The sequence below is a fragment of the Phycisphaerae bacterium genome, assembly GCA_012729815.1.
Taxonomy (GTDB): domain Bacteria; phylum Planctomycetota; class Phycisphaerae; order JAAYCJ01; family JAAYCJ01; genus JAAYCJ01.
The window spans coordinates 1-21,155 of the sequence record JAAYCJ010000292.1 but is presented as its reverse complement, the minus strand read 5'-3'; the positions used below and the strand labels follow the sequence as shown (position 1 = coordinate 21,155).

The window sequence follows — 21,155 nt, the reverse complement described above, 5'->3', positions numbered from 1 at the left end:
AGATTCCATACCAGGCCTCCTTGCCGCATGAACATGGTTTGTTGACACCCATCTCATCGGCAAGACAGGCCTTTCTTTTTGATGCGAAGCCTTAAGTTAGTGCCATTATATGGTGTCCCCGGAATTCACTCGGAATTCACGTCATGAGTAGAAGAGCACGAATGTTGTGGTGGACTTCTGCCTTCCTGGTACTGGGACTCGCAGCGTTCTACTTGCTCGTTATGACCGGGTGGGATGGATTCGCGACTCGTGCGAATCGACTGCTTTGGCGCGAGAGGGTCTTGGCAACATACGACGATATTCGACCTGGAATGACCGAGGCTGAACTCCGTTCAACCGTACTACGCCATGGTTGGCCACGTCGTTTTTCTGTGAGGAGCGACTCCTGCCTGACACTCCGAACCCCCATTCAGTTTGGGGCCACCAACTGGTGGCTTGTTGTTGATATCAAAGAAGGGGAAGTTGACAGGGTTGGAGTCCGAAGTGAAGACAGGCCTAACGTGCGCCCTGATGCTGCTCCACCTGATAAGACACGATGAGGGTGTCGACCTGAAGGAATGCATCAATTCCGGGGACACCCTATAATGGCACTGACCTGAGCACTATTTCCGGCCTGTGCTCGCAGGATTTTGGGGAACCCGCCGGGTTTGGCGTTTGGTCGGGCGTGGGGTGATGGGTTGTTGGCGGGTTGGCGGTTGCGGCGGGCGGGTTGCGGTTAGTCTGGTGGATTGAGGGGGAAGAGGGTTTGGGCGTTTTGGCTTAGGATTTTGAGTTTGGCTTGGAGGGGGATTTGGGCGAAGACGACGCGGCCGAGTTGAGGGGCCATGTCCATGAAGACGGCGTCGGAGCCGTAGAGGACGCGGTCTTCAGCACCGGATTCGACGAAGTACTGGATGAGGCCGCGGGGGCAGGCGCTGGCGGCGATTTCGAGGTAGACGTTGGGGAAGTCTCTGGCGGCTTCGAGATAGGCTTGGCGGTCGGCGGCGCCGGCGTGGCCGAGGATCCATCGTACGGCTTGGTATTCGGCGAATCGCGGGCGGAGGGCGTGGAGGTGGGTTTGGCCCCAGGTGTGGAGAAGGATGGGCCAGCGGTGATCGTGGGCGAATTGCCAGGCGAAGTCGTAGCGTGGGTCGTCGTAGGCGACGCCGATGTAGTCGTGGGTTTTGATGCCGATCAGGCCCGCGTCGCGGCAGCGTTTGAGTTCGTCGAGGCTTTGGTCGGGGCGGTGGGGATTGATGGCGGCCATACCGAGGATTCGGGTCGGGAAACGCCGGACGGCGTCGATGATTTCGTCGTTGCCTTCTGGGATGCGTGCGGCGAGGCAGCCGGGCGTGCTGTTGGCGACGGCGACGTCGACGCCGCAGCGGTCCATGGCGCGGACCAGGGCGTCGGCGGTCGGGTCGATCACGGGAAAGAAACACTCGCCGATGTGGGCGTGGCTGTCGACGACGAAACAGGAGAGGGGCTGGCCGGCGAGGGCCTGTTGGATGAGGGGATCAGTCATGGCGGGCCTCCGCGAGGAGCCGTTGGACGTTGGCGTGGGCGATGAGTTCCTGGTCGGGGCGGGCGAGGCCGGACCAGGCGAGGTTGGCCACGGCTGAGCCGGGTTCGGAGTCGGGATAGCCGGAGCCCCAGACGATTCGGTGCGGGCCGATGGTTTTGCACAGGTCGGCGAGGCCATCGAGGATGGAGCTGGCGGCGTTGAAGCAGGGGTGGAGGTTGGGACAGTCCTGGGCGAGGGCCCAGATCAGGCGGTGGCGTCCGAGGCGCGGGACCATCAGCAGGATGACCGGCCAGCGCGGATGGTCCTTGAGGGCCTGGTGGAGTTGGTCGGGATCGACGGTGTCGAACTGGACGAGGGTGGGAATGCGGCGGCGTTCGAGGGCGGCGAGCATCCTGCCGGCGCACCACGATTGAAGCGAGTAGGGGTTCTGATCGGCTTTGGGATGGACCCATGCGACGGTGAAGCCGTCGGCGGCCATGCGGTCGACGGCGGCGTCGGGATCGAAGTCGGGTCGTTCGCCTTCCGGGCAGATCATTCTGGTTCGCAGGAGTCGCGGATGGTCGGCGATCTCGGTGCGGCAGGCGTGGTTGCCGGTTCGGGGTTCGTAGCCGGCGCAGAGGCGGTGGCGGACGATCGCCCGTTCGACGCCGATGCGGTCCATTTCGGCGAGCAGGTCGTCCTGATCGGCCCGCAGGCCGTTGTGAAGCGGGGCGGGCGGTTGGCCGATCAGGCAGTCGCAGTCGATGAAGTTCATGGCGGAGATTCCGATCAGACGTTCAGCTTGGCGTCATGACGGATATGGTAGTGGACGATGGAGTGCGTACTCAAAGGAATTTTCAGCCCTGGCCCGGCGGCTGGGAGAGGGAGACCGCCTCCGACCGCTCCTGCGGAGTGAAGACCTGGAGTTGCCGGTCGATCTGGAGGGCCTCCTGGAAGTGGCGGCGGGCCTGTGAGCGGTCGTGGAGGCGGAGGCAGACACGGCCGAGCTGCAGGAGGGCTTTGGCCCGTGCGGCGTCGGGCCTGGCGGCCAGTTCGACGCACTTCTGGAAATCGCGGCGGGCGTCTTCGAGGCGATCATCCATATTCAGCAGAATGACTCCGCGGGTATCTCGCAGATGGGGATTGTCGGGCGAGAGCCGCAGCCCGCGATCGGCGAGTTCAAGGGCCTCTCGGCAGTTGCCGCGTTCGTTGACGAGGATCCAGGCCAGATCGTTGAGGGCCTGGAGGTTGTCCGGGTCAAGCCGGAGAGCGGCTCGGTAGAGTTCCTCGGCGCGATCGACGCGGCGATCCTGATAGCACAGCAGAGCCAGCCCCACGTGTGGGGTGACCAGGTTCGGGGCGAGTTGCAGGGCCTGTTCGAAGAGGCGTGCGGCCTGTTGGCGATGGGTAGAGGAGGCGGAGGACGCCAAGGCGGCGGCGGCGTAGGTGAGCAGATCGGGATCTGGGCGTTGGCGATTGCCCAGATCGGAGGCGAGGTGGGAGAGTTCCTCGAAGTCCTTCCGAGCGGCGAGCAGGAGCAGGCGTTCGCGCAACAGAGGCGGAGTGTCGGCGGCCCCAGGCGAGGCGCTATTCAGGAGCGTCTCGGCCTCGGCCAGATTCCCCTGTCTTCTGCGGAGTTCGACCAGGCCGGCCATTGCGGCGACGCTGTCTCTGCCCGCATCGCTCTGGCAGTAGCCGGTCAGTACACTGACGGCTTCCTGGTCCTTTCCGAGTGCGTCCAGAAGCGCGGAGTGGGCCAGCCAGAGACGGTCGGAGCGGGAATGGTGGCGAAGCAGGCCGGCGGTCAGGGCATGCGCCTGGGTCAGGGTTTGCGGATCGCCGGTTTGGAGGGCCAGTTCGGCCAGGATCGCCGCGGCGTCCGGGTTGTTGGGTTCCTGGTCACGGGCCATACGGACCATTCCGGCTGCGGCGTCAAGGTGACCGAGCTTCCATTCCGCGTTGGCGGCGGCGATCAGGAGCGGAACCGCTTGAGGATTGTCGCCCAGCCCGCGCATGGCCAGTTGGCGGGCCTGCTCGTATTCCCGCGCATTGAAGGCCAGTTGGATCAGGGCCAGATGGGCCTCGACGAACGCTGGCTTTGCCTTGACGATTTGTTCGAGCAGATCGGAGGCGGCGTGGGCGGCCTGTCCGTCAGCCATGAGCGTTCTGGCCCGTATCCAGAGTACGTCGGGGTGCTCGGGGTGGCTCTGTTCGAGTTGGGCGAGCATGCGGTTGGCGCGAAGGACGTCCTCGGCTGTGCCGCGGGCGAGGAGGGCGTTCAGCAGGCTGATCGCGAGTTGGAGCCGGTCGGGTGCGGCCCGCAGTCCACATTCCCACGCGGCGATCGCCTCGTCGGTGCGGCCGGCGCCCATGTAGAAGCTGCCCAGGAGTTCGTGGCTCTCGGGATGTTCGGAGAAGGACGTCAGTCGCTGGTAGTCCTGTTCGGCCCGGTCCGGCCGGCCGGCGGCGGTCAGGAACGAGGCCCGCAGCAGGATGGTGGGGAAATCGGGGTTTTGTTCCACGGCGTCGTCGAGGATCTGGATGGCTTGGTGGGTTTTGTCCTGGGCCCGCAGGATAGCCGCCCGAGCCGCCAGGGCCTGCACGGAATCGGGGGCGAGCGACCGGGCCTGGTCCAGCAGGGCCAATGCCTCATCGTCATTGCCGGTATGCCGGTAGAGCAACCGGGCCAGGAGCACCAGGGCGCCGGCGTCGTTGGGATTGGCGTCCAGGCGAAGCCTCAGTTCCGTGATCGCCTGATCCAGATCGTCGGAAGCCAGAGCGATGCGCAGGCGGTGTCTTGCCGCCAGGTCCGAGGCGGGTTCAAGGGCGTTGAGGACCAGCTGAGCTTCGGTGAACCGTTTGTACCGCTCCAACATCGCGGCCAGACGGTCGGCGACGTCGACGGCAGCGGGATTGGCGGCCAAAGCGTTGCGGTAGATCCGTTCGGCCTCGTCGGCATTGCCGAGTTGCTCGTGCATGCGGCCCAGCAGCAGGACGGGGGCCGACCACTCCGGATCGGCGGCGATGCAGCGGGAAAGGACGTCGGCGATCCGGCCCTCCCGGCTGCGCCAGTCTTCCCGAGCCAGCCAGAAACGGGCCTGTTGGAATTGCCAGACCAAGCCGTTGTCGCCTTCGAGGTTGCGGATTTGATCGATGAGCGTCTGGGCCAATTCGGGGTCGTGTCGCATCTCCGGGAGTTGCAGGAGCAACTGACGGACGTGCAGGTCGCGTGGATCGCCATCGGCCAGTGCTTTGAGTCCGGCCACGCCGGCTGAGCGATCGCCCTGAAGGATGTCCGAGAGGTGGAGCCGGATGGCGAGCCGTCGTCGTTCCGATGGGTCGGTGATGGTGCGGACGCCCTCGGCCAGGGCGGCGCGGGCCGCCTGTGGGTCGCCGGCGGCCTGGTGCAGTTCGGCGAGGGCGCGCCAGGGCGCGGCGGTCTGGGCATGCCGCTGACAGGCGGAGCGGCATATCTGCATCGCCTCCGCCGACCGCTGGCGTTGGCCGAGGATCTGGGCCAGCAGCAGTTCGGCCGGCAGCGTCTGGCCGCCCTCCTGGATGATCAGCTTCAGTTCCGTTTCCGCCTCGTCGGGCTTCTGAAGCTTGAAGGCCGCCAGGGCCTGAAGGATGCGGAGTTCCAACTGCGCTGGATGGCGCGACCGGAGCTGGTGAAGCTCGTTGGCCAAGGCTTCGAGGCGGTCCCGTTCCCGATCGTTTTCGGCCTCCGAGGCCCGCAGGGCGGCTTCGATGCGCAGGAGCGAGGTCGTCGCGTCAGTGGGAGGCATCGACTCGGCGATCCGAGCGGTCTCCATGGCTCGCGTCCATTGGCTCTGCTTGAGATACTCCCTCACCAGTTGCACCATCGCGGGCTTATCGTGTGGCTGAAGGCGGAGGTATTGGCGCAGGGCTTGAATGGTTCGATGCGGCTGATCGGTTTCGCCGAACGCTTCAGCGAGCATTCGGAAGGTCTTGTCGCCGGCGGCGTTGCGTGCGGCGAGCGGCGTCAGCAGTTGGATGACGCGGTAGGGTTTGTTCTCGGCGCGAGCCACCGCGGCCTCCAGCAGCAGGACCGGGTCGCCGGTCAATTGCGTCGGATCCAGCAGGGCGACCATCTGACGGTACTCCTCCAGGCATGATTTTGCCTCCGCCGGCCGACCGGCGGCGAGGTACAATTCCACAGCCAGAGGAAGCACCGCGAAGCGATGGCGTTTCTGGGTCAGGGCGGAGAGCGTCTCCTGAGCCAGCGATCCGGCGCGCTGGCGGTCGGTCCGCCGCAGGGTCAGGTGGGCGGCGACGGAGACTCGGGCAACGATCCAATCCGCTGGATCGACGAAATCGGCTCGGAGCGCGGCAGGATTCACGTCGGCCAGGGCGTCCATGATCGCCTGAGCGCGGTTCAGTTCGCCGTGCTCCATCCACTCCGCGGCCAGAGCCAGACGGAGTCTTGGGTTGGTTGGGGTCAGGGTCTCGGCGGCGACCAGATCGCCGCGGGCCAACGCCGCCGCCGCCTCGTGCGACTCGGCGACCTGGGGGTGTTTTCGATAGAAGCTGGCCCGGGCCAGCAGCGTCTGTGCCGACTGAGGCTCTATCTCCAGCGCCCGATCGAGCCAAGCCAAGGCGTTGGCAAACGACTGGGGATCGGACCGGCTCTGTGCGGCCAGACCGCTCAGGATCAGGCAGGCTTCCACCATCCGGTCGGTGTTCCGATCGAAGCCGTTCGCCTGCTCGATCACGCGGCTCAGGAGTTCGACGGCTTCGTCGGGTTTCTGCTGGGCGGCCAGGGCTTTGGCCCATCCGATGCGGGGCTCGGCGTTTCGCGGTTCCCGCTGGGACCAGATGCCGGCCACGTGAATGACCTCATCGAACTGCTGCAGGTACGCATACAGGCGAACCAGCCGCCGGCAGACCTCCGTATCCGCGGATCTGAGGGTCAACAGCCGCCGGTAGGCGCCGGCGGCATCGGCGATGCGGCCGGGTTCGATCGGGTCCATCGAGAGTCGGGCCCGGGCGTATTTTTCCAGCACTTCGGCGTCGGTGGGACATCGGCCCAGGTAGCGGCGGTAGTGTTCGCATGCGTCGGCGAAATCCTCCTGCTGATACGCCCGGTGGCCCGCCTCCAGGGCTCGGGCGGTCAGGACCTGCCGCCGCCACTGGCGACCCGCGTAGGCCCCGCACGCCAGGATGGCCAGGAGCAGGACAAAACCCACAAGCGCCTTGATTCGAACTCGTGCCGATCTGGACGCACCCACGTTCATGACGCTCCATCCTCCTTCACGCCGCCGGGTGTTTTCAGCGCGCGGCAGGAGTCGCCATGAAGGCGACTCCTGCCGCGGTCATTGCTCGTTAGGTTGTCTGTCGGCGTCGGGCGGTCCATACGAACGGCTGGACCTCCGGGCCGAGACGGTTCTAGACGTTCCGCGGCCGCCTGCGGCGCCACGTGAGCAGGCCCGTGGCGAGACCGATCGCTCCCAGCACGACGGCGGCGGGCGCCGGAACCATGCAGACGGTCAGAGTGGACTTCTCAATTTCCAGGCTGTTGATGTTGCACAGATTGCCGGACAGTCGGATCCTGACGGGCAGACCGTCAAGCCAGCACGGATCGACGTCGAACTCCGTCACTGTCATGTGCCCCGGCTGATACAGGTCCGCTCCTGGCACAAGGCCGAAGCAGTCGGTGAAGGCCATACGGTTCAACTCGCCCAGGTACACCCAGTCATCCTGACCGACCGGCTCGATGTAGACCTTGACCTGGTCGCCGCAATCCAGATCGTCCACCTGGATGGCGAGGGTCACCGTGACCAGATCGTGGCACGCCGCCTCCGCATATTCCTCCGGGGTCAACGGTCCGCCTCCGGCGATCTCCGCGGGGTTCTTGTGATACCAGCAGTACTTTACGGCACAATCCGGAAGAAAGTCGATCAACTGCTTTTCAATGATCCTGCAGTCGGTGTAGCATGATGCGTCCACCGGAGCGGTCAGAACCAGCACCGCCGGCATCGCCAGCAACAGCAGACACGAGGTCTTCAGTCCGCAACGGTTAAATCCTCTCATCGCGTATCTCCTTGGATCTCAATCGCGCGCACGCCCACAGTCGACTCAGCGTCGAGCCGTTACGTTGGGAATGGCAAGGCGGGCGGCGGCCGCGGCCCCACGACCGAGAGCGCCCCTCGCATCCGAGGGCTGGGTACAGCGTTCGTGAGTCTCTCCAACCACACGAGGTGGTTTGGGCTGATGATCGGCGGGAGAAGGCACATGGGCAGGACGTGAAGCCGGTCCAGGTCCAACACGTGGATGTGCCGGATCTGCCGGGGCGCTCCGCTATGGTACCATTCCGGCAGGTACCCCCACGGGATCTTTCTGGCCGACCGGAGGGCGTGCCAGCCGGCCAAGCCGCCCAGCCCACAGAGCACCAAGGCGGCGCCGTCCGGGGGCACGGGCAACGGCCGGATCGCTGAGGGCAGCCCCTCGAAGGGGTCGGCGGCAACGCTCCGGTCTCCGAGCGGGCGGTCGAAGCCGTTATCCACAGGGACGAGCCACCAGACGGCATCACAGATGCCGGCGCAAGAGGCCTGTGTTTGCGCAGCGGACGCGCCGGAGCAGGCTTCGGGCATAAACCAAGGAGCGTCGGAAACCCCGCCCACCCCGCTTGCGGTACAGACCAGCACCGCGGCCAGTACGATCAGTTTGTCCCCCGCGGATATCATCCCCTCGGTCCTCTCGGGTCGAAATGACACCTTGTCGGCGGCTTCGACCTCGCACGGCAATAAGATACCATAGCCACTGTTTACGTCAAGACAATTCCGGATCACCCCTTTTGCGAGAGACAGCTTCTTGCGGATTCCCTTGTCCGCCATGGTCAGTGGGGCGCGCATGTCCCGGGACTACTTCCGGTGGTGTTGCACCGTGGCGGCGAGATTCGGGAGCGATTCCGGTCCGGCGGCTCCGGCGGCCGCGCCCGTTCGGTTCGCCGGCCTGACCGGATGGCGACAAGGCGGACGGTCCTCCGGGAAGAACACATCCAACAGGAACCGCAGGCCGGCGAGCAGGATCAGGGCCAGCGGCATCATCATCCACCCGGCGAAGTCGTGGAAGAACACCTCGGCGGTCTTGCTCTCCGCGTGCAGGTAGAGCAGGGCGGTGACCACCAGCCGGATCAGGTTGCCTGCCACGGCGATCAAGACGCTCGAGCCCAGGAGGATCATCTTCTGCCATCGCCGACGGTCACAGACGTACACGAAGACCGCGGCAACGACGAAAAAGGCGGTGAGCATGCGCAGTCCGCTGCATGCTTCGACGACGCCCAGCCGCACGTTGTTGGCCAATACGATGACGTTACCCTCGCGGCTGACCATCACCCCCCCGAGTTCGAGAAAGAAGACCGCCCCCCGGGTCGCCACCGTCTGAAGCGGATTGCTGATGGCGTCGTGCGCGTAATGGGGCAGAGGAACCATCAGAAACAGAAACAGCAAGATCCACTTGACCTCGTTGAATACCCGCGGGCCGGTCAGGGTCAGGACGACACCGCAGATCGCGAGCACCAGAGCGTATCGCATCGCCGACCCGTAGTCAAAGACGAGGCCCAGACACCAGGCCGCCTCGGCCAGGACGATCAACGCCAGTCCCCAGCCGCACGGCCTGATCGCGCACCGTCGCAGATCGGTTCGCTTGTGCCACAGCAGCCACAGGGCGGCCAGCGGGACCAATTGGCCGATCGAATAGTCCTGGTTGGTCCGCCAGACCGCCACCAATTCCAGTGCGGTGGGCCAGTACTGCCAGACGACCGCCGCCAGGACCGACACGGAGACCGCGAATGCCGGCCATATGCGGCTCTTCGATTTCGATATGGTCGCTGCGGCCGATTCATCCTGTCGCTTCACTCTCACACTCATGGGTATTCCCCAACTTCCAGTATTTGATCAGTGATTCCGATTCGCCGCCGATGCATGGGCTGATTGATAAAATAGAAAGTGTGAGCAGCTGAGCTCATCCTATGCATCGAGAAGACGGCGCCGGGAAAAATCCTCAAGATCAGAGCCCCAACTTGACGAGCGCCCTATAATGTCAGTTGCGCGTTTCGTAGACCTCGAAGACTTCGGACGGCACGGCCTTGAGCAGAGAAGCATGCCCCTCAAGCGAAGACGACCCTCCAGATGTCGCTCAACACGCCGATGTACTGCCGCGTGAATCCGCACGATGGCACACCTATGAATAATCGACAGCATTCATAGTACTGCCCGCAAGTATGACTTAATTTGACTGCATTGCCAACGTTACCCAGACTTACATGTGGTGAGCCGTAAGTTAGAAAAGCTCCACAATCATTCCCCACCTTTGCGCAGAGGAGAAGAAGATGGTAGTGAACCTTCGGAATGGGAATCTTCCCAACCGCGTTCAGGGCTCGTTGTCCTGGAAGGCGCTCTTGATGCTGTCCTGCGGACTGCTCGTCTTGGTTCCTGTGGGCGGATGCCTCGATTCGGTGCCGCCCATGCTCCAGATCAGGGAGATTGCGATCGAAGGACCCGCATCGACTCCCGCGGGCGGGATCGGCAACTACATGGTGGTGGCCACGATGGGCGACGGACGGCGGATCGAAATGACGGAAGGCGTTTCGTGGTCGGTGCTCAGCGGTCCCGGGTCGATGTCCGCTGGAACTTATACGGCGCCGGACGAGGTGATGGATGATACGCCGGTTCGGATCATGGCCAGCGTCTCCGCGCTTGGCATGACTTTCACTAATACTCTGGATATCACGGTGACAGTCGCCGGGGCTGCCCTGGAGGCCGTCGTTATTACCGGTCCGACGTCCGTGCCGGAAGGCGGCGTGGGCAATTTCGTGGCCACAGCCACCTACGCCGATGGCAGCACTCGCGACGTCACCCGCAACGCGACCTGGTCGGTAATTCGGGGACCCGGCTCGATCGACAGCCGGGGCATCTACCTCGCCCCCGGATCGATAACCAGCAGTACCCAGGCGACCATTCACGTGTCGTATCAGGAGGACCAAGCGGACCCCAAGGGCAAGGTCGTGGCGATCGAGGGCACGAAAGACATCGCGGTGCTTGGTGGTCCATCCAGGGTGGCGTCGCTCAAGATCAGCGGTCCCGATACCGTGACCGAAGGTTCGAGCTGCCGGCTGACCGCCACGGCCACCTATACCGACGGTAGCACATCGGACGTCACCCAGAATACAGTCTGGAGCGTCCAGAGCGGACCTGGCACGATCAATGCCAGTGGTGTTTATCTTGCTCCGCACGTTGCGGCTGACACGGACGCAGTGGTTGTCGGCAGTTTCAAGGAGCGCGGCATCCTGGTCGAAGCGTCCAAACCCTTGCGGATCATCAACCAGATTTCGCGAACTCCAGAGGCGTTGACGGTGACGGGGCCGCAGATAGTGGATGAAGGCGGCAGTGCCTCCTATACGTTGACGGTCTCCTACGACGACGGCTCCAGCGCACAGATGACCAATCAGGCTCATTGGTCGATTATCAACGGACCGGGTTCGATCCAATCCGGCGTCTACCAGGCGCCCGAGCAGGTCTCCTCCAACACCGCTGTGACCATTGGCGTCTCGTACACCGAAGACTTCGTCACACTCGAGACGGACAAGCAGATTACGGTGGTTGATCTGCCCTCGACCCTGACCGGCGTCCGGATCGACGGTCCGGAGGCCGTGGACGAGGGTGGCGTGGCCACATACACCCTGACCGCCAGTTTCAGCGACGGTACGAGCCAGACGGTCACCAGCGGCGCGGTCTGGTCGGCTGAGCCGGGTTCGATCGGGGCCGATGGCGTCTACACCGCTCCGGCCAGCGTCCAGCAGGACACGGCGGCTGCCATCAGCGCCAGCTACACCGTCGGCTCGCAAACCTGTCAGGCGGTCAAGGATATCGTGGTGCGGGACGTCGTGGCGATGCTGACCGGCATCTCGATCAGCGGGCCGGCCAGCGTCGACGAAGGCACCGGCGCCACCTACACCGCCGTCGCGGTCTATGAAAATAACTCGACCGCCGACGTAACCGCCAAGGCGACCTGGTCGATCGTGTCCGGCCCCGGTTCGATCAGCGGCGGCGTCTACAGCGCGCCCGCGATCGTGACGGCTGACACCCAGGCGACCATCCGCGTGTCCTACCTGGAGAATGGGATCAGCAGACAAGCGGACAAGATCATCACGGTCGTCAATGACGTCAGGATCGTCGAGGGCGTGACGCTCTCGGGTCCGACGGAAGTTTCTGAAGGCGGCACGGGGCGTTTTGTCCTGACCGCAGTCTATGACGACGGCGCCAAAGCGGATGTCACCGCCTCCGGCGAATGGACGCTGGTCAGCGGTCCCGGATCGTTTACGAGCCCCGGCGTCTATTCGGCGCCGGCTTCGGTGACCGCGAACGTTGACGTGAGCTTTACCGTCCGCTATTCTGAAGGCGGCGTGACGAAGGAAGTGGATGGGGGGCTGGTGGTGAAGAACACGGTTGCGGCCGTGGTATCGCTGGTCATCCTCGGGCCGGCCTCGGTGGCCGAGGGCCAGACCGGTTCGTACACCGCGACCGTCACCTACGACGACCAGACCTCCGCGGACGTAACCTCCAGCGCGGTCTGGAGCGTGTCCAGCGGCCCCGGGTCGATCAGCGGCGGCGTCTATACGGCCCCGGCCGACGTGGCCGCCGATGCACCGGTCACGCTGACGGCAGCGTACACGGCCAGGTCGTCGGGCGAGACGGGCCAAGCCACGGCGACCCAAAACGTCACCGTCACCAATTCCTCGATCAGTGCGACCAGTTCCTCGACTTGGCAGAATTTCGCGGTCGATCCCCAGACCGGCCTGTTTGGGATGGCATTCGACGCCGTGCCCAGCGGCGGCAACGTCGACGCCCTGACCGGCCTGTCGCAGGGTGAGTGCACCGGGTACGCCGGTTCGGCGGCGACGGTTCGGTTCAACGTTGAGGGCTATCTGGACGCCTTCCACGCCACCGCGGCCAACCCGTGGACGAACCAGCCCACCGGGTGGTATGTGGCGGACCGCGCCATCTCCTACGCGGCTGGACAGAAGTACCACTTCCGCGTGGTGGCCGACGTGCGGAAGGGCACCTACAGCGTTTACGTGACCGTGCCGGGCCAGGCTGAGCAGGTCCTGGCGGCCGACTACCCCTTCCGCTCGCAATCGGGAACGGTGAGCCAACTGGATCACTGGCACCTCCAAGCGGGAGCCGGCTCCCATCAGGTATCGAACGTATCGGTCGCCCCCGTGGTGATTGAGGGCACCCTTGCCGTCACGCCGACCGACGGATTGATCGCCTCGGGATCGGAGGGCGGACCGTTCTCGCCGAGTTCCAGGACGTACACGTTGACCAATACGGGCACTCTGGCGATGGAGTGGCAGGCGGCCAAAACGCAGAACTGGCTGACCCTCTCGTCGTCCGGCGGCGTCGTTGAAGGCGGCGAGTCGGTTGCCCTGACGGTGTCGATCAACGCCAACGCGGGCAGCCTGGCGGCCCGAAGCACGGCCTACACCGATACCGTCACACTGGTCAACCTGACCAACGGGCAGGGCGATACAAGCCGAAGCGTTTCTCTGACCGTCGATCCCATCCCGCCGGGAGTATTGACGGTGTCTCCGGCCGACGGCTTGACCAGTTCGGGGCCGGAGGGCGGACCGTTCTCACCGAGTTCCAAGACGTACACGTTGAGCAACTCCGGCGGCCAGCCGATCTCCTGGACGGCCGGCAGCGCCCCGTCGTGGATCAGCCTGTCCAAGACGGGCGGAACGCTGGACCCGAACGCGTCGGAGACGGTCACCGTGTCGCTGAGCGCTCAGGCGCTGGCCGAGCAGGCCAGCCCCTATACCGGCACGGTGACGTTCATCAACACCACCAATCATACCGGCGATACGACTCGCAGCGTGTCTCTGACGGTCACTTCGGGCGGCGGAACGCCTCCCAACGCATCTTTCGCGGTGACCCAGACTTCCGGCGTTTCGCCTCTGGGAGTGGTTTTTGACGCGACGGCGACGACCAGTCCGACCACGGCCCGGCCGTTCCACGACCTGGACTACAGCTGGAGCTTCGGCGACTCCGGAGCCACGTTCGTCAACAGGCCTGACGTGGACGCCAACCAAGCCAAGGGGCCCATCGTCGCCCACGTGTTTGAGCTGCCGAGCGGCGTGAGTTCCCGAACCTATACCGTCACGCTGACGGTCCGGGACGCCACCGGGGCTGTGGCCCAGATTCAGAAGAACATCACGGTCAGCGCGTTTTCCGGCTCGACCTACTACGTGTCCAACTCGGCTGGAAACGACTCCAACAGCGGTACTCAGGCGGCGCCGTTCAAGACCTGGCAAAAGGCGATGAGCGTACTGTTCGCCTCGAACGGACCGCGGCGCGTGCTGTTCCAGCGCGGCGAGACCTGGACGATTTCGTCCGGCCACAGCGCCAGCAACCTGACCGGTCCCTACGTCATCGGGGCGTACGGTTCGGCGACGTCGGCCAAGCCGATGATCCGCTGCACGAATCAGAGCCGGATTCTCTCGCTGTACCCGACCGTTCTGGACGTCCGGATCATGGACATCGACTTTGACGGGCCGTATCCGACGGCCTCGGCCGGCGACGGGATCAACATGGGGTCCAACTGCCTTCTGTTGCGGTCGCAGTTGACCAACTTCTACTGCGCGATCGGCAACGGGATGGGCCGCCACAACGGCGACCTGGTGGTTGACTGCAAGATTTTCGACAACGCAGCCTACGGCATGTTCACCGGACCGACCGGCAGCGATGCTCCTCCCTACCACGTGGCGATCCTGGCCTGCGATTTCGACCAGTCCACGTCGCACCTGCTGCGGACGTACGTGGGCCACTCGGTGGTCAGCTACAATACCTTCCGCCGGACCGTCAAACACCAGATCAAGTTCTGCGGAACGTACCCGGCCAGAACCGAATTCGCCGTGATATCGAACAACCGATTCCTCGACCCCGGCGATCAGGGCCTCTGGATGATCTCCGCCGGTCCCGAGGGGAACGTCCCCGACCAGATCGTAGGCAAGGTCCACAACATCATTTTCGAGCACAACCTCTGGAAGCTTTCGACGTCCGGAGGCAAGGTGGCGATTCAGTCACGTTCCGCCGACGATGTCACCATCCGAAACAACGTGTTCATGGGATGGATCGGCCCGGTGGACCTGTCCGACGGCACGTCAGGCGTGACGAGCTATCTCAATTGGCACATCTACAACAACAGCTTCCACAGCCCGGACACCCGCGATCTGATCTTTGTTCGCGCCTATCTGCCGGTCACCAACATGGTGATCCGGAACAACATCACCTCCGGACCCGTCGCCGGCGCGGGCAGTTACGTGAGGGCCCTTGACATGTCGGCGACCGACCGGGCAGACCTGACGTGTTCGAACAACATCTGGTATCTGCCGAATCACACCGGCGCCCAGTTGTTCCGGGTCGGAGGAATCGCCTACACATTCGCGGCGTGGAGCGAACCGGGCGGCAGCATGGTCAATCCATGTTTCGTGGCGGGCAGCGATCTGCGTCTCAGCCTCGGAGACAATCCGGGCACCTCCGCCGTCGAACCGCGAAGCCCTGCGTTGAACACGGGGTACACCGTTCCCACCGTTCGGGATGACTTCCAGGGTACGAGTCGGCCTCGCGGGTCGGCCTACGACATCGGAGCGTACGAAGAGGATTGATTATTCCACCGACGGCGCTGAAGTCGCCGGGACGAGAGACGGAGCGGACCAGTAACATGACCGGTTTGGCATCCTGATCCTCTCGTTCCGGCGGCGACCTGCAATCGGACGCCGAGGCGGTCCGCAGACGCTCGGAAAGCTCGGGGTCAGATGCGCAGGGCCTCACGGTCCGAGCCATCTGGCACGGTCCTCCGCCCGCGTTACTCCACGAGTCGGCGCCATGTGCCAGAGCCGCCCGCAGCCGTCATCCCCGAGGTACGACCATGATTCGCCCATGCGGCCGCTGAAAAGCCGCACAGCAAGCGGCCCTATCGCCCCGGGATCAAACAGAGGATGGTCGTAAGCCAGGTACACGTAGATCGGCTGCCCCACCCGATTGCCAAACCGGGTGACGGCATCCGGTGACAGCGACCCATCAAGTTCGAGGCAAATCGCGCGGGCCGGATTCCAGGCGTAGACGGCGCCGATGGAATTCGTCAACAGGTATTCCGGACCGCCCTCTGTGAGTTGTCGGAGTCGCGTCAACTGAGGGGATCGCTCCAGGATATCCTGCGTCCGCAACGCGCGTTGATGCCAACTGGCGGTTCCGTTCCAGTGTGTTCCCTGGCCCAGCACGTAGGCGACGGCCAGGATCGGGGCGGCAAGGCGCAGTGCGTTCTGAGGCCACAGGCCGAAGCGCGTGACGCGGACGTGGCGCAGCGCGGGCACGAGGACGGCAAGTATGAAGAAGGGAACCATGACCGACGTGAACCGGTTGTCCAGCGGATCGTAACGAACGATGGATCGGGTCACCGTGATGAATACGGGGTATAGAAGGCAGAACATCGCGGCGACGGAGTAGGATGGTCTTCGGCGATGTGATGCCGGGACGGCCGCGAAACAGAGGACACCGCAAACCAGAAGCAGGAGAAAGAGCAGAAGCGAGGCCACAAACGACGCCGGTGCGGAACGGCTGCCCAGCATCCCGAAGGCCATGTTCACGATATGGTTCGCCATCGCCGCGGCGTTGCTGATGACTCCGTCAGTGGCCGGCGGTCGTCCCGGACCAACGGGCGAGCCTCCGAACCACCAGTTGACGCAGAACAGCAGCGTTGCGGTCAGCAATGCGGACAGGCCCACTCGGAGGGCGGATGCCCGCGTCATTGTTCTGGAACCCGCCATTGCCCCGACGGCGAGGATCATCGCGGGGACGTAGGGCAACATGGCGTAACGAAACCAGACGGTGCAGCCGCCCAAGATGCCGGAGAGGCATTGTCCCGCCGCGGTCCGACGCCCCGGTTCGGGGCAGGCGTGCTTTTCCAGCAGCACGAGCGACGACAGGGCGACCAGAATGGCCGGCATTTCGGACCACGCGTGCCAGGCGACAAAGAGCACCGGGAAGGAACCGGCGAACAGGCAGGAAGCGGCAATGGCCACGCCCACGCGTCCGGACACGCGCATGGCCAGACGGAACATGATCAGCGAGGCGGCCACATAACACAGGAAAGGGACGAGGAGTCCCGCGACAGACCGCTGAAACCCGAAGACACCTACGACTGCAATCAGAAGAGGATAGCCGATGGGAAAGGTCGTGTTCAGGGTTGCGGAACTGCCATCCCAGTCGAGTCCACGCACGCCGATGGGCTTTTGGGGGTAGTCGAAGAGGCACTTGGACATGACGAGGTAAGTCACCGAGTCCCCCGTGAAGGTCAGTCCGCCTTCGACCGGGGCGTAATAGTAAAGCGCAAGGGGAATGATGAGGGCGATCGCCGTCCCGGTCCACTTCCATGCAGGAACAGCGTGCCGCTGCGCCATCGAGTTTTCGTTCGATCGAACCTTCGCGTCCACCACGATTGCCTCCGATGACTCACACCGCTGCAGGCCATCCACGCATGGCTCCTGTATCAGCGGCGACCGTTCATTCACAACGGCGACTCGGTTCTTTGTGCGTCGCTATACCCGCTGCGGGGCCGGAGGTCGTTTGGCCGAAGCGGCGCGCGAAGCGACGATGGATTGGATAAGCCCGAAGTATTCGTTTACCACCGGCCGCACGCGACCGGCGACCGCCCGCTCGACGCAGAAGGCCTGCTTGCGGATCCAGGCGGCGTGGGCCGTGCTGAGCGAAGCGACGTCGTAGCGCCGCCCGAAGAGCGAGACGCGACCATCGGACGCCCTCATTCGCCCTATCAAGTTCTCGATGAGGCTTTCCTCACCCCCCAGATAGAAGAAATACGGGATCAGGAGGATGTTGTTGGCTGGGGGGAGCCTGCGACGGGGGCGGTGGCGGAGCACGACATACTGGCAGATCATCTGGCTGGGGTGAACGATTGTCTCGATCCCGGCGGGCAGAATGTCCCGCCGGCCTCGCATGGCCTGGGCGTGGAGGAAGATGTCGAAATCAACGGCCCGGCCCTGGAATTGCCCCACCCGGTTGGCCAGATCGATCGGCCGAAACGTCGACCGCACAAAGTCGACATCGAAGACCAGTTCCATCGTCGAAGCCAGCCCGTCTTCGCTGACCAAGCCATTGGTGCTGTAGGGCAGAAAGCCCAGATACTGCAGCCCACGTTGACGGATCGCCTGATATCGCAACTCCAGGAAATCGGGGGTCAGAAGCAGGGCGTCAAGGTCATGCAGGAATGCGTACCGAGCCTCCGTGACCGCAATGCCCAAGCACCAGGACAGCCAGCAGTTGATCCAGGGTATCTGGAGCAGCCGAACAAGTCGGTACTGCATCGGAGAATGGTAGACGAATCGCACGGGACGTTCAGGGAAGCCCTGCCGCACCGCCTCTTCCGCCGCCGGTGATTCCTGGTGCTCCTGACAGTCAAGGACGATGATCAGTTCGGCGAGGTGCCGCAGGTCCAGTTGACGCAGGCACAGGAGGTTGGCGTGCAGGACGGGCATAAGTTCACCGCGGCAGCCGATGATCAGGCTGTATCCCTCGCGGTGCGTTGGCTGCGGCTGCCAGTGGACGAGCAGGGCGATGAGACGCCTCAGGACCATTCGACGGCCCCTGGCCAGCATGTATGTCGTCCAACGGGAGTACTTTCCGTCCATCACAGTTCCCCTCCAACCGGCAGACTCCTCTGGCCGCCGGACGATGCGATGATCTGGTTGACCCACTCCGCACGGCGCTGGTACCACCGTTCGGCGGCATGGCGGCGGCCCGCACCGGCGGCATTCCGCGTAAGGCCGATGAGCATGCGGCGATCGTCCCACAGCCGCCGGATCTGGGCGGCGAGTCCCGCTGCGTCACCGATCGGAGCCAGGACGCCGCACGATTCTGATTCAATCACGCTGCGAACGTAGGCGGTGGCGTAGCCCGCGATCGGCACCGCGGCGGCCACGGCGTCGAAGAGGGCGCGCGGGGTCTCTTCGAACCGGGACGTGAACAGCATCAGATGGTACTGGCTCAGTTCATCGATCAGGGCCTTGCCGTACTCCCGCCCGCCCAGGAATTTCACGAAGGGCCCAAGTTCGAGTTTCCGAACCATGGTTTCCAGCCGGGTGCGATCCGGACCCTGACCGATGACGTCCAGTTCGGCGGGGACGCCGAGGCGTCTGGCGGCTGCGATGGCGCAAAACGATTCATCCAGTCCCTTGCGCGAGATCAGGCGTCCAACGCTGACGCACCGCAGCGTGCAGGACTGCGGCAGCGCGTCGACCTTGTTCTCCACTTCGGCATCCGGCATCACCCACACTTCGCTATGGGAAGTATCGTGGAAGTCCCTGGCGTTTTTCGCAAAGCGGGAGAAACGGGCATTAAGCAGCGGACCTTTCAGGAGCGACAAATCCGCCCGGGCGACCACCCAGCGGGTCAGCCTGCTTCGCATCCGGCTGTAGAACCACCATCGCCAGCGGTGGCGGTCGGCGTTCATCTGATCGGATTCGGCAATCACGTCGTTGTCCTCGACGAAGACGGTCGGGACGCCCGCCCGGTAGGCGGCGAGAAAGCCGAGGAACCCGATTGGCCGAAACAGGTCGCTCATTCCCGTGTGGACGACCGTCGCCTCTGCGGCCAGGGTCCGACACCGCCGGTAGACCGCCGGCGCCTGGGGCCAGAAGCGGCGGGTTCGCAGGCCGGCTTGGCAGAGTCTGACGAACTCAAAGCCCTCAGCCGCGCAGGAGAACTCCACCGGTTTTTGTTCCGCCCAATCGGCATCGACGGGAATGGCCGGGGCGGCCACGATGAAACGGTGGAATTGCCCTCCAAAGGAATCTCTTAACAGGCGCAGCGAGCGAGCCCAGTCGGAGGCCAGCCGCACCGTTCGCGGAGCGATGGGCTGGAACGGAACGTGGATTGTCAGCAGATACGTGCGGATGGGGATGGTCTCGGTGATCAGATCCGAATTTCTGACTCGCTGCATTCCGCATACTCCCTGACACTCAACCGCCGGGGGCTGTACTCCAGGCCGAGGAGTTCGGCCTCGGCGCCGAGGCGCCATCCACCGCCCGCCTGTCAGACCACTGAATCGCGTTGGCGAGCAATCCGCAGGTGATCCAGAAGAAGGGGCCGTAATCGCCGGCGAACCACACGTTGCCCATGCAGATGGACATGCCGGCGTACGTGGTGACGATCGCGGCCATAATGCGTCGATTCGCGTCGGACGTGGTGAACACGCGGTGGAGCCCGGCCGCCAGCAGCCACATGACCAGAACGCAGATGGGCACGGCACCGATCCAACCGCCGAAGAAGAAGAACCACAGGTAAGCGTTGTCCGTCGACCAGCACTGTTCGTACAAGGAGCCGGGTATCGACGGGTCGCCCCACCAACCGACGTTGACAAGTTCTTTTCCGTAAATCAGGAGGAGGGCGACGCGGTAATAGCCGCTCTCCTCGGCGGTATTACCGGTTTCTCGCAGCCGCTGTTGGGTGTACTCGACGGTATCCTGCGCCGCCTCGAGCAGGAACGGAGAGGCCAGGAGGAGGACCGCCAGCAGCAGAACGAGTGGAATTCGGCTTCGTGAACCGAGCACGACGTACAGCACGGCGGACGCCGCCAGGGCGACCATGGGGCCGCGGGACAGGCCGGCGAAGCACCCGACGGCGGTGGCCAGGGCGGCGAACCGCGAATGCCAGTAGTACTGCGGACGAAGCAGCCCCCAGAGCAGCATCAGCGGCGTGACGGTGACGAAAAACGTCGCCATGGTCAGAGGTCCAGCGGCGAAGGTGAGATTGGCCCGCAGGAGCCCCCACCGCCAGCAGGTATAGTGCGGAATTACGTTCACGTGGACGCCGATGAGCGCCCAGAGCTGCTGGGCGATGCGAGTGGCCATGCGGCACTCGTAGACAGCCAGACAGGCGAACGTCACCGAGGCCAGGACCAGTGGCGTCAACAGCTTGCGAAGCGAATCGACGCTGGTGATCAGGGACCGCACGAACAGGTACGGGCAGGCCCAGTCAAGAACGAGCATGGGCAGGCGATTGTAGAAGCCCTCGAAGTCGGTAAACGTTGCATAGCTGATGGAGAAGGACAGCACCGGGGCCAGGGCCAGCAGGTCGAACCACTGCCACCGCGGGAGAAGCCGGTGGAACTTTCCGATCAAAAGCGCTCCGAGAATCAGTCCGAGAGCGGCGGCTCGTTGAGGCGTCAGATCGGGCAGTCCATTGTTTTGCAGGACCAACTCGCCCGGGACAAGGATCAGGGTGGGCACGTAGACCCACCGGAACGCCCACGACACACCCTTGAGGCAAGCCGCTGTCAGGGCGATGCAGGCCGCCACCATGACCATTACGTCATTCACCTGTCGTCTCCGTCACGTTCGGAGCGTACGCCCAGATTGCGAACCACGATTCCGGAGACGTCCGCAGCCGATCGGAGGTTGAGGGGATTGGTTTGGACCGGAAGACTTCCCGGCCTTCGGCCATCATCAGGATCACCGGATCCTGCCCAGCGCGATGGATGCAGATACGGTAGATCCCCTGGTGGTAATGGGCGTGCACGTCGGCCACGTAGCGGGTGTTGACTTTTCGCAGGTACCCCTCAACCAGCCCATGACGAAGGT

The 21,155-nt window shown here is 64.1% G+C and carries 11 protein-coding genes; 1 reads left to right on the top strand and 10 read right to left on the bottom strand.

The features are described from left to right. Window positions 1-715 precede the first annotated feature (715 nt). From GXY33_19025 to GXY33_19005, 5 genes are all read right to left on the bottom strand, one after another. Window positions 716-1,504 (bottom strand): amidohydrolase family protein, encoded by a 789-nt coding sequence (locus GXY33_19025; protein ID NLX07236.1) that lies wholly within the window; start codon window positions 1,502-1,504, stop codon window positions 716-718. Further along, window positions 1,497-2,258: an amidohydrolase family protein gene (locus GXY33_19020; GenBank protein NLX07235.1), complete on the bottom strand. Its 762-nt coding sequence runs from the start codon at window positions 2,256-2,258 to the stop codon at window positions 1,497-1,499. The genes GXY33_19025 and GXY33_19020 overlap by 8 nt, the downstream gene beginning before the upstream one ends. An 82-nt stretch (window positions 2,259-2,340) precedes the next feature. Beyond that, on the bottom strand, window positions 2,341-6,738 hold the full coding sequence (locus tag GXY33_19015; GenBank protein ID NLX07234.1) for a tetratricopeptide repeat protein: 4,398 nt from the start codon (window positions 6,736-6,738) through the stop codon (window positions 2,341-2,343). A gap of 151 nt (window positions 6,739-6,889) precedes the next feature. After that, window positions 6,890-7,534: a hypothetical protein gene (locus tag GXY33_19010; GenBank protein ID NLX07233.1), complete on the bottom strand. Its 645-nt coding sequence runs from the start codon at window positions 7,532-7,534 to the stop codon at window positions 6,890-6,892. An 830-nt stretch (window positions 7,535-8,364) separates the two neighbouring features. After that, the gene (locus tag GXY33_19005; GenBank protein NLX07232.1) at window positions 8,365-9,360 is read right to left on the bottom strand and encodes an exosortase/archaeosortase family protein; all 996 of its coding nucleotides are present in this window, start codon (window positions 9,358-9,360) and stop codon (window positions 8,365-8,367) included. Between the two features lie 473 nt (window positions 9,361-9,833). On the opposite strand from GXY33_19005, the gene GXY33_19000 reads away from it, so the two are divergent. Beyond that, window positions 9,834-15,167: a hypothetical protein gene (locus GXY33_19000; protein ID NLX07231.1), complete on the top strand. Its 5,334-nt coding sequence runs from the start codon at window positions 9,834-9,836 to the stop codon at window positions 15,165-15,167. A 162-nt stretch (window positions 15,168-15,329) separates the two neighbouring features. Here GXY33_19000 and GXY33_18995 read toward each other — a convergent pair whose 3' ends face one another. The 5 genes from GXY33_18995 to GXY33_18975 all read right to left on the bottom strand — a co-directional run. After that, window positions 15,330-17,036 (bottom strand): hypothetical protein, encoded by a 1,707-nt coding sequence (locus tag GXY33_18995; GenBank protein ID NLX07230.1) that lies wholly within the window; start codon window positions 17,034-17,036, stop codon window positions 15,330-15,332. A 63-nt stretch (window positions 17,037-17,099) separates the two neighbouring features. Beyond that, complete coding sequence (locus GXY33_18990; protein NLX07229.1) at window positions 17,100-18,152, bottom strand: hypothetical protein; 1,053 nt, start codon at window positions 18,150-18,152, stop codon at window positions 17,100-17,102. Between the two features lie 53 nt (window positions 18,153-18,205). Then, a complete protein-coding gene (locus GXY33_18985; GenBank protein NLX07228.1) occupies window positions 18,206-19,516 on the bottom strand; it encodes a glycosyltransferase in 1,311 nt (436 codons plus the stop codon). A 19-nt stretch (window positions 19,517-19,535) separates the two neighbouring features. After that, complete coding sequence (locus tag GXY33_18980) at window positions 19,536-20,894, bottom strand: hypothetical protein (protein ID NLX07227.1); 1,359 nt, start codon at window positions 20,892-20,894, stop codon at window positions 19,536-19,538. Continuing rightward, window positions 20,887-21,155, bottom strand: a 269-nt coding sequence (locus GXY33_18975; GenBank protein NLX07226.1) for a hypothetical protein, incomplete at its 5' end; no start/stop codon positions are given. The genes GXY33_18975 and GXY33_18980, both read right to left, overlap by 8 nt.

What these genes read in the sequence shown, in the direction of transcription:
- GXY33_19020 (NLX07235.1), bottom strand. Translation starts at nt 2,258, where the DNA reads ATGAACTTCATCGACTGCGACTGCCTGATCGGCCAACCGCCCGCCCCG.
- GXY33_19025 (NLX07236.1), bottom strand. Translation starts at nt 1,504, where the DNA reads ATGACTGATCCCCTCATCCAACAGGCCCTCGCCGGCCAGCCCCTCTCC.
- GXY33_19010 (NLX07233.1), bottom strand. Translation starts at nt 7,534, where the DNA reads ATGAGAGGATTTAACCGTTGCGGACTGAAGACCTCGTGTCTGCTGTTG.
- GXY33_19000 (NLX07231.1), top strand. Translation starts at nt 9,834, where the DNA reads ATGGTAGTGAACCTTCGGAATGGGAATCTTCCCAACCGCGTTCAGGGC.
- GXY33_18985 (NLX07228.1), bottom strand. Translation starts at nt 19,516, where the DNA reads ATGCAGCGAGTCAGAAATTCGGATCTGATCACCGAGACCATCCCCATC.
- GXY33_19015 (NLX07234.1), bottom strand. Translation starts at nt 6,738, where the DNA reads ATGAACGTGGGTGCGTCCAGATCGGCACGAGTTCGAATCAAGGCGCTT.
- GXY33_18990 (NLX07229.1), bottom strand. Translation starts at nt 18,152, where the DNA reads ATGGTCCTGAGGCGTCTCATCGCCCTGCTCGTCCACTGGCAGCCGCAG.